The sequence below is a fragment of the Alteromonas sp. KS69 genome, from assembly GCF_003989595.1.
GTDB lineage: Bacteria > Pseudomonadota > Gammaproteobacteria > Enterobacterales > Alteromonadaceae > Alteromonas > Alteromonas naphthalenivorans.
Genome location: NZ_PYHU01000018.1, coordinates 1 through 14767, shown reverse-complemented (window position 1 = coordinate 14767; position 14767 = coordinate 1). Strand labels below are relative to the sequence as shown.

Sequence of the window (14767 nt, the reverse complement as noted above, 5' to 3'; positions counted from 1 at the left end):
TTTAATTCCTTACGCGTGGGCACGCCGCTCACGTTTTTCCAACAATAAACAAAAACCAAACACAAGCGCCACAAAGGTATAGCCAACCCATGTCATAATAATTGCGCTTTGTACGCCAAATAACTGCACCACCCAACCAGATAAAATGGGTGCAATTGTGCTGCCTACATTGCCACTGAATAATAAAAAGGTGACGAGCACGGCGGGCGCTGACGCTAGTTGCTGAGAACCAACAGATATCGCAATTTTATATATGCAGGTCGTGGTAAACCCAAATAGGTAGCTAGTAAATAAAAACCATTCCGCAGAGGAAGCTAACATAAATGTGAAAGTGATCAGGCTTGCTAACACGGTTACCAACATCAATAACGAGCGCTGCGGAATTTTATTCACGAAAATAGCGGCGGTAATTAATCCGAAAATAGACATACCCCAATAATTTCCAACGGCCTGCGCCGATACTTTTTCGCTTACCCCGAACGTATGTTGTAAGTAATTGGGAGACCAAGTAAGAAAAGTAGTTTGGGCAATTAAATAAGCACAAACGCCCAAGGCAATTAAACACACCCTAGGGGTTAATACCCGTTTGAATTGTGACAATGCCGATGCCGCATTAGTATCGTCGGCCTCAGTGGCAGGAAAGCGAACAAAAAATAAGGTTGCCCAAAGTACTAGTGCCAACGCCCCCACAGCCCCATAGCTGTAAACCCAATCTATTTGCGCGGCAATGATTACGGCGGCTAAAGAGGGAAAGATAAACCCCGCGGCACTGAACGCGCAGTCGGTGGCTAAAAATGCCGAAGCTCTTTTTGCTTCATGATAAGTCTTGGATAAAACAACCGCCCCACCAGCAAGGCCACAACCACAGCCTACTCCAAGCCCCCAAAGCAATATTGCAAGCGGCCAATAGGTAGTAGGCGCTACCACGACCAATACCAGCATAATCGCCAAAAACAGCGTGTAATTAGCAATGAGTACTTGCTTCAGTGAATGGCGAGCGTACAAGAATAGTGATGCGAATGTACCGCACAGCGCGCCGCCAGTTAGCCAAGAAAACACGCCAACGGTTGCTGCCGGCGTGGCATTCAGCGAAGACGATACAGCATTCAAAATAACGCCAATTTGAGTGAGTAACCCCGACATTATCATGTAACTAACGAACGCTATTGCGGTAAGTAAAAGTCGATTCAATTCTTAGACCTAGGTGCAAGTAATACTCTTTTATACCGAGTTAGCACTGAAACAACAATGCTCTCCATAAAAATACTGACCATTTAGTCAAAAAATCAATTTATAACGCGAGCACTTGCCCTTGTTTCGCTAATATAAAGTTAAAGCCTAGTGCATTCGCACTTTCTAATTCTTGTGCAATAACAGCTCGCGGATCTGTGCCTCTCTTCAAGCTGTATTTTATGTGGCTAATGATAACCTTCATATTGCTAAGTTGTTCTTTGTCTTCCACCAACGCATGAAACTTGGTGAGCTCTTGCATCAACCATTTAGGCGTAAGGTGGCCAAATAACAGATTGTCAGGCCGTGTGTTGTCGAACGAGACTTCAATGGAAATACCTCGAAGGGTTTTATGCTGCATTTGCTGTGCGAGATAACGCCACACTGCATCTAGCTTTCCTTGCTTTTCTACTTCATCTGGCCCGGTATCACCAAAATACACAAACATATCGTTATTATGCTCAATCACAAATGCGGTGGACTCTAACGGATGGCTTAAGCTGAACGGCGTTACCGTAAGGGCCGTATCTTTAATTTCTACCGTTTCCTCGGGCGCTAAGTCGATAACATCGTACTTATTTAACTTTGGCGCGATGCCACGGTTGGTAAAATTAGCCCATGCCTGCCAATTAAAATAAGTATCGCTCATGGTTTGATTTACCGACGAAAGCGCATAAATAGGCTTGCTGCTGTCATCAGGGGATGCAATCAAAAGCCCAGCGACGTGATCAAGGTGCCCATGGCTAAGCAAGTAGGCTTTCACATGATGATGCAGAATATTACCGTTTGGGTTTAACGCAGGGTCGGGTGTGGTAGTTAAGCTATCAAAAGCATTGTTTTCGAGCGCCACGTTAATGCCGTTCACTAAAGAGCCTGCGTCTAAGCTAATAAAGTTCTCGTCTTCTATGCTGCGTAATAAAAACGAACTTAGGTTTCCATCTTCAATACCGCCCGTGTCACCTAAGGTAATAAGTTTAAAAGCCGGTGACAAAGTACTTATTGATGTTTGAATATCTTGCTGAGCCTGCTCTAGGTTTTGGTTTTGGTTTTGACTGTGTTCTTGCGCATTTTGATGAGCCTGACAGCCGCTTACTATTAAAACAAGCAGTAAAGTACTTATGAATTTCACGTATTTTCCAAATCTAGATGTTTGATTTTAGCGAGTCATTTCAAACTGCATATTTCTGTTTATGTTCTCGATATCGACTCACGAAATCAAGTCTCGCGTGCTTGCTAGCGATTCTTGTTAAGTAATAGAAGAGAAGAAAGCTTGGCTTTCGCTGATGATCCTTGCCGTCTCGATAGGATCGGGCTCGGTAGTCCAATCGTTTAGTTTAAAGGTTCCACCTAATATCATATAGTCGTTTCTAGAGAACATGTATAAAACGTCTGAACCGCCACCGACCGTGAGGTAATCAACCGCAGGGTCTGGTGGTAACAATACCAACTGGCCTTTGGCTGGCATAATACCTTCATCGTTAAACAATGCTCTTGAGCCTAAACCAGTGCAGTTGAAAACAATGGGCTCAGCTAATGAGTGAATATCGTCTTGGCTGGTAAATTCGTGTATCACAAATTCACCGCCCGATAATCGAATATCAGTCACTAAGCGCCTTAAAAATGTGGTGGTTTCCACCAACATGGTGGCTGATGATGTGCAGTAATCGGTTGGAAATGGGTGCTGCTCTGGGCCATACACCTTTGTGTAAGGGTAATATTGTCTAAAACCCCCTTCACTTTCTGGCTTTTTATTTCCGGCGGTATATAGCTCTTTCCATTGAATGCCGTAATCCTTCCCCACCATCTTCGCAAAGGTGCTGTGTGCTATTTTTGCTGCTTGCTGCAATTGGGTTTTAAACACGCTGCTAGATATTAATGGGTCGTGCACACTGTATGGGCCCCATTCTCCACCTGCCACTTGCGAGGTGGTAAAGCGAGGCATAGCTTTAGTATACAAAGTCACCTTCCAGCCCGCTTCTTGTAGTAAGCGCGCGGTGGTTAACCCCATGACCCCGCTACCGATAATAGCCGCTTCTTTGGTTTCAACATTAGCAACTTCATTCACTGCCAGTGCCGAAGAGCCCCAAGATAGGGAAATACCACCGCCCCCATGCCCGTAATTGTGCACTAATGTTTTATTCCCAAATGCTTCGCTTTTCACTACAAAACCTTCGGGCCTGTAAGGGCGATGCCCCACAATTTCAGTCACAATGTTATTGGCGGAGATTTTCGGGGCTACCATAGGCTTTCGAGAAAACGGGCGCTGAAACACGCGGTTTGTTGGGGTTTTATTTGATGATGTAGCACACCCGGCAAGTGATGCAGCTATCGTACCTGCGCCAATACCTTGCATAAACGCTCGGCGTTTTAGTTTATTGTTCACCATGCCCATTCCTCGATTTGTTTTGTTCTGTTTTGTTTTTTTCAGGCTTCACTGCAAGACACTGGGTTTATTTTGTTAAGCAAAATGGAAGAAAGCAAAACACTTGCCAAGGGCATTGATTTAAAATGGGAAAAGATGAAATCGAAAAGGATAAAGTGAAATCGCTGGAGAACACGGGTTATCTTGATAACGATAACCCGTGCTAAAACTGGAGTAAAAATTAATGGTTAAGTAAAGTTTATTCTTCGTTAAGTTGCGAATTTAGAAACTCAATGAGTGCATTGTAATACACCCCTGCATCATCAGGATCTGAAAAGCCGTGGCCCACATTGTCCATCACCATCCACTTGTGTTTTATACCGTGGTCTTTTAATGCAAAATGCAGACGATAAGAATGCTCAATATCGACAATATTGTCATCAGTTCCATGGGCAATAAAAACAGGCTTTGTAATACCTTTAAATTGATATAAAGGTGAGTATTTAAATAACTCATCTTGCTGAGTTTTAGGGTCGCCCATTATCTCTGTCAGTGCTCGCATCATGTCATCCCGTTGGGCATCGCTTCGTTGGAACCGTAAAGCAAGATCGGTGACCCCAGCAAAAGACGCTGCACACTTATAAAGCTGCGGGGAACGAATAACACTGTACAAGGCTGAGTAGCCGCCATAGCTGCCCCCTACAATACAGACCTGGTTTGGGTTTACATCGTAATTTTCTTTGGTGTAAGCGAGAGCTTGCTCAATATCATCTTCAATAAGGCGCCCCCATTGCTGAAGCCCCTGTTGCTTAAAGGCCTTTCCATAACCTGCCGAGCCTCTGTAATTAACTTGCAGTGTGGCAAAGCCTGCATCAACTAAGACTTGTATATTGCCCGAATAATGACGCGAGTCACTCACGCCTATAGGGCCGCCATGAGGAATAACCACCAAGGGAGGATTTTTGGTACTTGGCAGGGTTAGGAACGCTTCTAGCGTTACCCCATCTTCCGCTTCTAAGCGCAGTAGCTTTGTTTTACTAAGCGACTTATTGGAAAGCCAAGGATACAAATCAATAAGGTGACTGAAACTGTCAGTAGTTCGATTGTAATAGTAAGTTTGGCCTGGGTTCGCGCTGTCATCAGCCACGAAAATAATATTGTTCCCCGACTTATCCATATCTACTGCATAAACCCCTTCGATTTCCGTTGATTTACTGAGCCTAGTGGTTAGCGCGCTGTAGTCGTCAGAGAAATAAACCTGTTTCGCCATGCCTTTTTCAATAAAAGACACACCGATGATATCTTTCGTTTCAGGGTGTCTAATGGCAGCAGTTAAATCGTAAAGTGGGTGCTCAAAAACAACCTCAGAAAATTGTTGAGTTTCAATATCAAAGGTACGTAAATTGATTTTGTCGCTATTGTGATTGGTGAGCAAAAGCAGCTTTTCCGCATTACCACCAACAACTTTTAGAACATCACCTTTTTTACTTTCCCACACAGACTTGTAACGGTATTTCCTAGGCTTGCTTCCTGTTCTTGCAAACAGCTCAGTGGCTTCATCAACAGTTCGTGTACCAGCCAATCGCCAACCTTTACTGTCAAATACCCAATTATGGAGTTTCGGCCCCGTTTTATTAAGTCGTAGTTTTCTACGAAAATTTGACTCAGAAATCTTTTCAGTAAGATCGAGCTTAAATAAGTCGATGTAATAATCGTAATCATCAGAATGTTCGTAACGGGCAAAAATAGCCTTATGTTCTTGATTAGGCAGTGTATCAACCCAATAACCATTCTGGGAAAGATATGAAAGCCTAAAAGCTGGATTCGGTTGCTGGCTTCTGTCTGCGAACTCAACAAGAACATAGCGGTGAAAACGGCCATTAGAATGTTGCTTAAGCGAAAGAAAGCTATCTGAGAGCCACTTAAGCTCATAAATTTTATTATAGTGAGTTTCCCAACTCATTATCTTGTTTTTATGTTGAACTTGAAGCTGCTGACGCTCGAACGTTATCGGGTCGTCCATAGTGCCCCGTTTCAGATCATAAACAACAAGATCGTACGTGGCTGCTTTGGGCTCTATAAATGCGACCGCTGTGCCTGAAGGGTTTATTGAAAATAACTTGTACTTAGATGCTTTGAAAAAGTCGCTTATATTTTCATTCTTAGCCTCTTTTTCTTCGCCTTGAACAGATGAGCTAATGAACACTAAGCTTGAAAGTATGACTAAAAGTATAATTTTAAAACGTGACATATTTTACTCTCCCTCTTTTAATGCATGAGTGAGGTAAAAATCAATATAGTGATCGTTCGGATAAATACCGTTTACTACATCGAATTTGCCAATGTAACCTGGGTGATCTTGCTCTAGAATTTTGAGGATAATTGATGCTCTGTTTAGCTGTCTTACTTGAAGCTGACGGCCCAGCTTTTCAATCATCAGTAAGCCAGTGTAGTTCAACACGCCGGGTTTTACGGAAAAGGTTAAATTATCGTCAGATAAATCGTAATAGATTTTTAATAAATTATCTTTTTCTAAGGAACCAGTACGTTCAAATACCTCTGTCCATGAGTAAGTACCTGCTGGCATTTTAATGACTTCGATATGCTGGGAGTAGTTTAACGGGCCGAAAGTAAACTTGTTTCCAAAGCCATTGCCTTTTAAAACAATGCTTTCCGAATAGCCTTTAGAATACAGCGCTATGGCAACGTATCCTTCATCAGGTCCAAGGGGTTCTATTTCTGAAAATGCCTCAGCAGAAAATAAGGCAAATATTGCTAGTACAACAGCTTTCATGCAGTTCATTCCTTTGATTTTTTCTAGTTATTTTTGCCAAACACTTTACTCAACCAAAGGAGGGTTATCAACGGCGTTTTAAACAATATTAAATTTTAGCTCCTAACATGGGTGGGCACTATACTTTCATCTATACTCTATCAAGCACGACGTTTAAGGTTGATTCACTATTTTCTGTATGGGCTAAAAGAAGTTCAACATTATTACCTTAACGAGTTAGTTTAATCGCACTTGCAAGCTTACTAACTCTCCATGAGGTATTCAGAAAACAAGGTTGAACAACACAGCTTTAAAATTGTTATTTCAGATGTAAGAGGCAGTTATGACACCCCCTGCAACAAAGCCAAAAACTATTAGCAAAATTCTAATTCAATCGATCAGTTTAATGGTGGCTATAACTGGGCTAGCTATCTCTAGCTATTTGTGGTTTTCAATCAATACAGATATTGAGCAACAAGCCATAGAAGAACGGCAAGAGTTAAAACACGAATTGTTAGGCTTGCTAGATATCACCGACAGTTTAATGAAGCAGCAAGTGGATGCTGCACTAAATGTCTTGGTCGCTAATACACAGCGCCTAGGAGAACCAAGAATTGTCACAAACTCAGCTTCCACTCCCTCGTTGTATTTTGGTGACACTCTGATCAATGATTCAAATGCGCTGGTAGATGAAGTCACTAGGCAAGTTAATGGTACTGCTACCGTTTTCGTTCGTGAAGGCGATGACTATAAGAGAATAGCCACCAACGTGACAAAGCCTAATGGCCAGCGGGCAACAGGTACGCTGTTGTCTAAAGGCGGTTTGGCAATGAAAGCCATCAACAATAAGCAAACCTTTGTTGGCCAGGTTGATATATTAGGTAAGCCATACATTACTGCATATCGCCCTATCATAACTAACGCTAACGAGGTGATTGGCATTCTCTATGTAGGCTATAGCGCAGATATCAGTACCCTGACTAAAGCCATTAATAATGCCAGTGTGTTATCTAAAGGTTATGTGGTACTTAAAGATGATAAAGGCAGAGTCCGCGCTCACAGCGACAATATTAGCGAACATGAAATTAGCGCCAATGCTAATGAAAGTGCACGCTGGGACATTCAGTCTTATCCGTTCGAAGCGTGGCGCTATAGCCTATCAATTGGCTACTCTAAAGATGAAGTAGCCACTCGCGTTATGTCTAGATTAGGTATTTTATTGGTTTCACTTTTTGTAGCCTCTGCCCTACTGATTGCTATTTTGGTGTGGCTGATTAACCGTACTGTTTCAACTCCACTTAATACACTAACCAGACGTATAAGCGATTTAACTGGCGATGATGGCGACTTAACGCAACGTTTTGAAACGGGCCACACAGAGGAAATTAATGATATCAGTAACAGCTTTAACCAACTGTTAGACAAACTGCAGGCCACCATCTGTGAAACGAGAAAATCCACTCAGCAAATTTCGTCGAGTTGCTTACAACTTTCTGATATTTCCCGGCGCTCTAATCAAGCAGTATCTAAACAAGTAATGGAAACTGAACAAGTGGCTACGGCTATTGCAGAGCTAAACGCCACTGCACAGTCTGTTGCGCAAAGCGCTGCTACCGCTGAGACCCTTTCGGTAGAAATAACGGGGGTTGCTGGCTCTACCCGAGACTTAGTGGTAAATACATCAAATTTAGCGAAAGAACAACGTGCTGCATTAGTTGAAACGGCTCAATATTCTGACAACCTTACCCAACTTTCTAGCAATATTGGCAGTGTACTTTCTGTTATTGAAGCCATTGCAGATCAAACCAACTTACTGGCTCTAAACGCGGCCATTGAGTCGGCAAGGGCTGGTGAACATGGACGGGGGTTTGCGGTGGTCTCTGACGAAGTTAGACAACTGGCCGTGAGAACTCAAGAATCGATAAAAGAAATCCAGAGCAATATTTCTAAAGTGCAAAATGCGGTGGTTTCAGTTAATACCTCAATTACTGAATGCTCCACATTATCAGAAGATGTAGAAGCACAGTGTGAACGTATCGCGAACGAAATCACGAATCTAAACGACAGAATTGATAGCATTCGCAACACGAATATTGAAATGGCAAGTGTGGCAGAAGAGCAAAGCCAGGTAACCGAACAGCTGAGTGTAAATATTGAGACCATACGCGAGTCTGCACAAGACAGTGCACGCTATGTAGAAGAAACATCGAAATCGGCACAAACTACGTCTGACACCGCAGTATCAATAGACAAAGCGCTTAGTCACTACAAAGTATAAAAAGTAAACACGCAACTGGTGAATTAATACTAGATTGCACTAACCCATTACTGTCAATTCACCCCTAACTCACGCGGGCTGCTATATGGAAATAGTCAATCGGAGCAGTATTGAGAACGAGATACCCGATCTTCTTTCAGACACATCGGTTTGGAGCTTAGTGCCTCATAAGGTTTCAGAACACAGTGCTGAAATTTGGACGGGCACTTTATTCCCTTATTTAAGAAAACCGGCGCTTAGCCGTATAATTGTATATATAAATAATACCGAGATAAGCCGAGTAGATATTACGCTAGATCAATGGCAACGCCCTTTTCGCCGCGTCAGCAAGCGATTTTATGTGCTTTTAACGCTGGATAACTTGCTGCCAAATCAAGAATACAAAGTGGTTTTTTTTCAACAACTAGAAGGCGATGCTCTGGATTACGCTGGCGATTGGCTTCTGTTAAAAACGGCTTATTTCAGTACCTTACCTTTAGCACTTCCCACCAGCGAGATAAACGCTTTTACGGTTTCTTTAAGCAGCTGCTTCTATGAGCACAAAGACTATGGCCAAACTGCCCAAGCCTTCAAAACGCTGTACGCAAACAATGACAAGGTGTTTAAACCCGACATAAAGTTCATGGTAGGTGACCAAGTTTACTTAGATATTGGTGCTGACTCTCTTTCCCCGCTAACCAACGAAGTAAGACTTAGAATTGCCGATGACTACGCCAAGCATTGGCAAGCACTTGGAAGCATGCTTTCTCGTGGCGGCACCTGGATGCTACCGGACGACCACGAATATTGGAATGATTACCCGTTTTATGATGGCATAGTACCTACCCTATACATGTTGAGAATTCCTAAAATTCGCGCCGCGTGGAAAGGCGCATCTGAAGATGGTGTTAAGCGCATTCAGCAAACGAAAGCGCTGATTGAAACCTTCACCATTGGTAACGATTTATCTTTTTGCATCGCCGATTTACGCTCTTCACGGTCAAAAACCCAGTTTATCAACAAAGCGGGATTTGCTGAGCTCATTGAATGGATAACCACACTTACCACACCTGGGGTATTGGTCATTCCGCAGGTTTTAGTCACCCAAGAAAATAAGCTAGAACGCAACTTACTAAGCTTTAAAAAACAATACACCGCGCTTTTAAATGCCCTTGCTACTGCCAGCCATGACATTGTTGTACTGTCGGGCGACGTGCACTTTGGCCGTATATGCTCAGTAGATATTGGTACACAAGGCGTTAAACTTATTGAAGTCGTTGCATCACCAACATCGAACCTTACTGGCGTGAACTCTGTTGCCTCATCTAAGCCAAGCTATTTCCCCGAGAAATTTCCCGACCCGAAAGCCAAGCTGGATGTGAATTGGCCAGAAAGTAACGTTAACTATTATGATGAGCCATACCAGCTCACCACAACGAAAGGCAGATGGTTTTCTTCATACTGGCGAGACAGAACGAATGAACACATGATGACAATTGGTTTTAACAAAATAGACGGCAAAGTGAACATGACTGTTCAAGCGTGGTTAATTAGGAAAACGGATGCAGATGGAAAACCAAAACCCCAATTTAAAGCGCCTTTTACGATTGCCTTAAACTGAACAAAAAACGTTATTATTACTGGCTATTGTTTGCTTCAATAGTGTAACTTTTCATTACGCCCCTAATTATCTTTGTAAGGCACCAGCAATGAAGTACGTTGCATTTGCATTAATACTGACGGCACTTTCAGTAAACAGCTACGCTTTTGACCCCAAGCAAGCGCGACAATCACACAAGATTGTAGTGAAATGCAAAGATATCGCTTGGTCAGACATTCAAACTCTTGTACAACCCTATTTATCTGACGATATAAATGCAGCCCTGGTTATGCAGGGGCAAAATGCCAATTACAAAGTGTCGTTAGCTGCCGAACAAATTATCGGTGAACCCCTTCCGGATGTTATTATCACCATACTTGAATCTATCATAGCAGCAGATTGTTAACGCTATAGGCTCGGCAATATGCAAAAAGTAAGTAGCTTCTCCGAGCCGCTTTAGTGTTACGCTTATATAGCTAAAAGAAAGCCCCTAACAGATGTGTTTGGGGCTTTATTATTTAGATTCAAATTAGACAAAAATCTTAAAGATGCGTGGGAATTTAACTACACATTGTCTTATATTTTACGGCTATGACACCCACTTTTATAGCGAGGCTTTAAACGGGCTATTTCTTGTCAGAACGTTCCGCTCTTTTCTTTTTCTTGCGCTCGTTCTTGTCGGTTACAATCTTGATCGCTTCTTCTTGCGTTAAGTTAGGGTGTTTAGTGATTATCTCTTTAACTCTGTCATCAAATTTCGTCATTTATAAATCTCATATTTTGTATGTTCAATATTACAGCGGTTCTAGCTTTCAACGTGAATAGATGTGTAGCGGTTCAACTTCCTGCACCGTTCAAAAATGATGGCAAGATTAGAAATAAGCGCACCCTTTATACTTAGATATACTCAGATGCCTTCGCACAAATAAACTAGAACAACACCTCATGCGTGATAACCGTATTTTACACCAAACTCGGAAATAAAGATGTGGAAATCGAGTTAAAATTTGAGAGAGGCTTTGTGGACACCCACTGCCAGTATTTGACGGGAGGGAAAGCGTGAAGGAGGAAAATGGAAAGATGATAAGAGGATCAGAGTACTTTGAAATGGTGAATTAACTCTGACCCTTTTTTATGTTAGTTACACCGGCTGAACGTGTAGAACGCCTACGTCCACTTTCACCACTTCTGCCGTTGCGCCCTTTTTTATGGCCGATGAAGATTTAACTGTCCATACCACGCCAGAAAATCGCGCGGTACCGGGCGCCCCAGGAGCCACGTCACTTTCTAAATCGAACTGTGTTCCTATCCAGTCTGACTTTACCTCTTTAGGAGCACGATCTTTTTGAAGTAGCTTCAATGGACGCCAAAGCACTAATGTAAGGATTGCATCAATAATCGCGATGGCAATAAACGCATCTAACAATGCCTCATTGAGTATTCCAATATACATAAGACCTGACACCAGCATCATTGCAATGCCCAACGTCAACAGGAGTATTGTGGTGAAACCCATTAATACTTCGATAATTAGCAATAATAAGCCTATGCCAATTAAAAAGTGCGGTAAGTTGGTAAACATACTGTCCATGGCTACGCCTTCTTACCTATTGTGTTCGCAATCGTCATTGCTTGTGCCACAACATTACCTATTTCTGTTCCACTATCAGGCAGCAATACAATGGAAGACTCTTTTGCAATTTTCTCTTTCGCTTGAATAGCGCCTTTCGCTAGCTCAAGCTGCACCGCTTTTTGCCCTTCTTGGGTTGCGGCCGCTTTACCCACCGTTTCAATGGCTTCTGCATCTGCTTGAGCAACACGAATAATCGCTTGCGCTTCACCGTCGGCTTTTAGTATTTGCTCTTCCCTATCGGCTTCAGCAGCAAGAACGATGGCTTGTTTATCACCTTCGGCGCGGTTAATGGCTGCTTGACGATCACCTTCAGATTCTAAAATCTGGGCGCGTTTTAATCGTTCCGCCTTCATTTGCTGTTCCATCGCATCTAGCACTGAATTCGGCGGGTTAATATCTTTTAGCTCGTAACGCAATACCTGAACGCCCCATGGCGCAGCGGCTTCGTTAAGCGCAGACACAATATTGGTATTCAATAAGTCTCGCTCTTCGAAGGTTTTGTCCAATTCCATTTTTCCAAGTTCAGAGCGCATGGTGGTTTGCGCCAACTGCGTTACCGCAAACGTATAATCTTCTACACCGTAGGTGGCTTTGTAAGGGTCTACCACTTTGAAATACAACACACCATCAACGCTTAACGTGATGTTGTCTTTAGTAATGGCAGATTGCTCTGGAACGTCGCCTGCCTGCTCTTTTAAAGAGCGATTTGCAGCAACCTTATCAATAAACGGAACAATAAAGTTAAGACCGGCTTCCAAGGTGGTGTTGTATTTACCAAAGCGCTCAATGATGTACGCACGGTTTTGAGGTACAAATTTTATTGACGATTTAAGGGTAATAACAATTAGCACAAGTAAGATAATTTGATACGAAAAAACGTATCCTAGTAAGGTGTCTAATTCCATTTACGTACTCCTGAACGATTAATACAATGGCTTCAATAAGTGTTTATATCACAATAAGTAAACACTAAAAGCAGTTAAATTTTGAGGGAACGTTTCAACTGACTAGTGAACGCGGTAATTATTGGACACCCACCGATAGCGGGTAATCAAATATAAACTTACTGAACACCACTATTTTCTCCTGCGTTTTAACAGCTTAGCTCCCGCTCAAAAAATAACCATTGCCATGCATAGAAGTATTATGTAAGTTATACATAACACTTCTATGCAAAGAGACGCTATGGCTTCAATAATTGCAAAAGACTTAGTCGCGGCTTCGGCAACGCCGTTAATACTCTCTATTTTGAAGAATGGTGACAGTTATGGTTACGAAATTATTCAGCAGGTAAAAGAGCATTCAAACGGTTTGCTTGAATGGGCTGATGGAATGCTATACCCCATTTTACATCGCATGGAGAAAAACGACTTCATTGAATCCTATTGGGGTAAGGCCGACACGGGTAGAAAGCGAAAGTATTACACCTTGCAGGATGAAGGCCGCAAAGAATTACTCAAGATGCAAGAGCAGTGGCATCAGCTATACACTTTACTTATGTCTTTCAAAGGAGAATAACGTATGTTTGATCTCGATAACGCTGTTGAAAATTGGTGTAATAAGGTTGTCTCTCACAACATTTGGGATGCAGATAAAATTGATGAATTGAAAGACCACTTATATTGCATTATCGAACAAGATGTAAATTCAGGTACCAATGAACAGCTCGCTTTCGAAAAAGCGACCAGTGAATTAGGCTACCCCGAAGCAGAAATGAAGACGTCTTCTGACCGAGCCAAAGTTATCCATAGAATATGTCGAGTATTAAATAAAATTGAAGGTAATTCCTCGTCAGATTCACCATTAGTGCTCGGTCACGCGATAATATGGGCCAGCGTAATGCTTGCTATGGCTTTAGTTGTTGATGATAAAGACACGAATGGAGCTGTACTGATGATTTTAACACTAGGTTGGTTTGCCAGTTTCCTGACTCTTGATGGTACTAAGGCTTCAGCAAAAAAAGAATGGGCTTGTTTAAAGCGCTTCGTTGAACGAAAAATGTCTTAATTATGGGGCAATTATGGGGCGCTCATTTCATGAGCAATCAATGAGTGGGGTAAGTCATTGAAAAATAGGAGAGATTGGTCGGTGTGAGAGGATTTGAAAATAGTCTGATCACATTACATAGCAATATATAGTGGTACTCCCGTCAGAGCGACACTATATAGTGATACATAGTACTACGTTTTGGGTGCCAAAATATGCTGCTAGTGCACAAATGGGTGCAGTCCCCCAAGTTAAAAACTTTCATATTTCACGCATTCTAAATGCTGTAAATATTGCGATTAGTTGCGTTTTATCCGCGTACGGATTGATACGGCAAACAAGGCAATAATAATAGGGCCTATAACTGCGTATAGCGTATTTATTAAATAAACGGGGGAGTTTTTCGGTAAATTATCAAAAATTTCAAGCTTATCTTTTTGAAGTGTCAAAGTCTGTATCGAATATGTTAGTACCCCTCTAATTCCTTCAACGTTGATCTTGATGGAATTCATTAGCGTTTCAAAACTGTCAAATGAGCTTATATTCACTTCTGAAGTATTAATCTCAATTAGTGACTCATTAGCATAAATTGAATAATCCCAAAGGTGATAAGCATTTAGAAAAGTGAGAAGTGACAACCACAAAAACACTCTTAATGGGCTGGTCCCATAGTTGCTAAAAATTTTATATGCAGCAGGTACACTCAGTAACCAACGCCGCCACCATTTTAGCTGCCTTCGCTTAGCTTCCATCTCCCCTACGAAAAAATCATTTGCTAATCCAAAGTCTTTATTCTCTTCAAGTGAATACCTTATATTTCGATAGGTATTCTCGATCCCTGGCAGCATCTCGCGCCTGCTGTAATAGTCATTTTGTTGGTGAAAACTTAGTTCATCAAACAGTCCATTTGCGTATTTCGGTGAATC

14 protein-coding genes are annotated in these 14767 nt (G+C 42.1%); 5 read left to right on the top strand and 9 right to left on the bottom strand.

Annotated elements, in window-relative coordinates:
* Positions 1-9: 9 nt before the first annotated feature.
* The 5 genes from tsgA to C7Y69_RS13030 all read right to left on the bottom strand — a co-directional run bounded on the left by tsgA (position 10) and on the right by C7Y69_RS13030 (position 6386).
* Positions 10-1191 (bottom strand): MFS transporter TsgA, encoded by a 1182-nt coding sequence (tsgA, locus tag C7Y69_RS13050; protein WP_208805874.1) that lies wholly within the window; start codon positions 1189-1191, stop codon positions 10-12.
* Positions 1192-1291: 100 nt separating this feature from the next.
* Positions 1292-2359 carry an MBL fold metallo-hydrolase gene (locus C7Y69_RS13045; RefSeq protein ID WP_126873007.1) on the bottom strand — a complete coding sequence of 356 codons (1068 nt, stop codon included), beginning with the start codon at positions 2357-2359 and terminating at the stop codon, positions 1292-1294.
* Between the two features lie 117 nt (positions 2360-2476).
* Positions 2477-3616: an FAD-dependent oxidoreductase gene (locus tag C7Y69_RS13040; protein WP_126873006.1), complete on the bottom strand. Its 1140-nt coding sequence runs from the start codon at positions 3614-3616 to the stop codon at positions 2477-2479.
* A gap of 235 nt (positions 3617-3851) precedes the next feature.
* Positions 3852-5843: an alpha/beta hydrolase family protein gene (locus C7Y69_RS13035; protein WP_126873005.1), complete on the bottom strand. Its 1992-nt coding sequence runs from the start codon at positions 5841-5843 to the stop codon at positions 3852-3854.
* Positions 5844-5846: 3 nt separating this feature from the next.
* Positions 5847-6386 (bottom strand): hypothetical protein, encoded by a 540-nt coding sequence (locus tag C7Y69_RS13030; protein WP_013783583.1) that lies wholly within the window; start codon positions 6384-6386, stop codon positions 5847-5849.
* A 322-nt stretch (positions 6387-6708) separates the two neighbouring features.
* On the opposite strand from C7Y69_RS13030, the gene C7Y69_RS13025 reads away from it, so the two are divergent.
* From C7Y69_RS13025 to C7Y69_RS13015, 3 genes are all read left to right on the top strand, one after another.
* On the top strand, positions 6709-8643 hold the full coding sequence (locus tag C7Y69_RS13025; protein WP_013783582.1) for a Cache 3/Cache 2 fusion domain-containing protein: 1935 nt from the start codon (positions 6709-6711) through the stop codon (positions 8641-8643).
* An 85-nt stretch (positions 8644-8728) separates the two neighbouring features.
* Positions 8729-10243, top strand: coding sequence for a hypothetical protein (locus C7Y69_RS13020; RefSeq protein WP_260563510.1), 1515 nt, complete (start codon positions 8729-8731; stop codon positions 10241-10243).
* Between the two features lie 88 nt (positions 10244-10331).
* Positions 10332-10628 (top strand): hypothetical protein, encoded by a 297-nt coding sequence (locus C7Y69_RS13015; RefSeq protein ID WP_013783580.1) that lies wholly within the window; start codon positions 10332-10334, stop codon positions 10626-10628.
* A gap of 220 nt (positions 10629-10848) precedes the next feature.
* Here the strand turns inward: C7Y69_RS13015 and C7Y69_RS21585 are convergent, their stop codons facing one another.
* The 3 genes from C7Y69_RS21585 to C7Y69_RS13005 form a co-directional block, all read right to left on the bottom strand.
* Entirely contained in the window at positions 10849-10986 is a 138-nt protein-coding gene (locus C7Y69_RS21585; protein WP_013783578.1) for a hypothetical protein, read from the bottom strand.
* Between the two features lie 377 nt (positions 10987-11363).
* Entirely contained in the window at positions 11364-11813 is a 450-nt protein-coding gene (locus C7Y69_RS13010; RefSeq protein ID WP_126873004.1) for an NfeD family protein, read from the bottom strand.
* Positions 11814-11815: 2 nt separating this feature from the next.
* On the bottom strand, positions 11816-12760 hold the full coding sequence (locus C7Y69_RS13005) for a slipin family protein (protein WP_013783575.1): 945 nt from the start codon (positions 12758-12760) through the stop codon (positions 11816-11818).
* Between the two features lie 280 nt (positions 12761-13040).
* On the opposite strand from C7Y69_RS13005, the gene C7Y69_RS13000 reads away from it, so the two are divergent.
* Both C7Y69_RS13000 and C7Y69_RS12995 read left to right on the top strand, forming a co-directional pair.
* Positions 13041-13373 carry a PadR family transcriptional regulator gene (locus C7Y69_RS13000; protein WP_013783574.1) on the top strand — a complete coding sequence of 111 codons (333 nt, stop codon included), beginning with the start codon at positions 13041-13043 and terminating at the stop codon, positions 13371-13373.
* A 3-nt stretch (positions 13374-13376) separates the two neighbouring features.
* Positions 13377-13862 carry a hypothetical protein gene (locus C7Y69_RS12995; protein ID WP_013783573.1) on the top strand — a complete coding sequence of 162 codons (486 nt, stop codon included), beginning with the start codon at positions 13377-13379 and terminating at the stop codon, positions 13860-13862.
* A 278-nt stretch (positions 13863-14140) separates the two neighbouring features.
* Here the strand turns inward: C7Y69_RS12995 and C7Y69_RS21580 are convergent.
* The coding region (locus C7Y69_RS21580) for a hypothetical protein (RefSeq protein WP_185864173.1) at positions 14141-14767 on the bottom strand (627 nt) is incomplete at its 5' end.